The organism is Bradyrhizobium sp. (assembly GCF_030654605.1).
Taxonomy (GTDB): domain Bacteria; phylum Pseudomonadota; class Alphaproteobacteria; order Rhizobiales; family Xanthobacteraceae; genus Bradyrhizobium.
Genome location: NZ_JAURXB010000042.1, coordinates 1 through 1,178, shown reverse-complemented (window position 1 = coordinate 1,178; position 1,178 = coordinate 1). Strand labels below are relative to the sequence as shown.

The window sequence follows — 1,178 nt, the reverse complement described above, 5'->3', positions numbered from 1 at the left end:
GGAAGCGGCGATCGTCAATACGCTGTCGCCCGGCGACAAGGTGCTGATGGCCGAGACCGGCCAGTTCGCGGTGCTGTGGCGCGGCATTGCCGAGAAATTCAAGCTCGATGTGGAATTCCTGCCCACCGACTGGCGGCACGGCGCCGACGTCGAGCAGATCGAGGCCAGGCTGGCCGCCGACCGCGAGCACAAGGTCAAGGCCGTCTGTGTAGTGCACAACGAGACCTCGACCAGCTGCGTCACCCATCCGCTCGAGGTCCGCAAGGCCCTCAATCGCACCAACCATCCGGCGCTGCTGATGGTCGATACCATCTCGGGCCTTGCCTCGCTGGAATACGAGCACGATGCCTGGGGCATCGATATCTCCGTAGCCGGCTCGCAGAAGGGCATGATGCTGCCGCCGGGCCTCAGCTTCAACGCGGTCTCGGAAAAGGCGCTGGCCGCCTCGAAGGCGAACGCGTCGCTGCGGTCCTACTGGGACTGGCACGAGATGATCGCGATCAACAAGCTCGGCACCTTCCCCTACACCCCGGCAACCAACCTTCTGTTCGCGCTGAAGGAAGCGATCGCGATGCTGGAGGAGGAGGGGCTCGACAACGTGTGGGTCCGCCACCTGCGTCACGGCGCGGCCACCCGCGCCGCGGTCAAGGCATGGGGTCTGGATCTGGTCTGCCTCGACCCGCACAGCTATTCGCCGGCGCTGACTGCGGTCATGGTCCCGGACGGCCATGACGCCGACGCCTTCCGCAAGGTGGTGCTGGAAAACTTCGACATGTCGCTGGGCACCGGCCTCGGCAAGCTCAAGGGCAAGGCGTTCCGGATCGGCCATCTCGGACATTTCAACGATCTGATGCTGATGGGCACGCTGGCGGGCGTCGAGATGGGTCTCGACCTCGCCAAGGTGCCGCATCGCGGCGGTGGCGTGCTCGCCGCCATGGAAGTCCTGAAGGGACGCGACGTGGTGCCAATGTCGAAATCCAAGACCGCGGTCGCCTGAATGAAATGAAGAGCTTCCGAAGCGCGCCCGAGCGTCGGGCGCGCTTCGGCTTTGCTGCCGATGTGGCAGAACGCAGTTCCAACAACAGAAAGAGCGTGCGATGAACGCCCCGGTAGCAGCCACCGAAGACCTGATCTATTCCGTCCAGGACGGCATTGCCCACCTGACCTTCAACCGCCCG

General features: G+C 64.6%; 1 protein-coding gene. It reads left to right on the top strand.

Going from position 1 to position 1,178, the window contains the following annotated elements; all coding sequences use genetic code 11:
• A partial coding sequence (locus Q7U29_RS03775) for an alanine--glyoxylate aminotransferase family protein (RefSeq protein ID WP_304738607.1) occupies positions 1 to 997 on the top strand: 997 nt, incomplete at its 5' end.
• Positions 998 to 1,178: the final 181 nt, after the last annotated feature.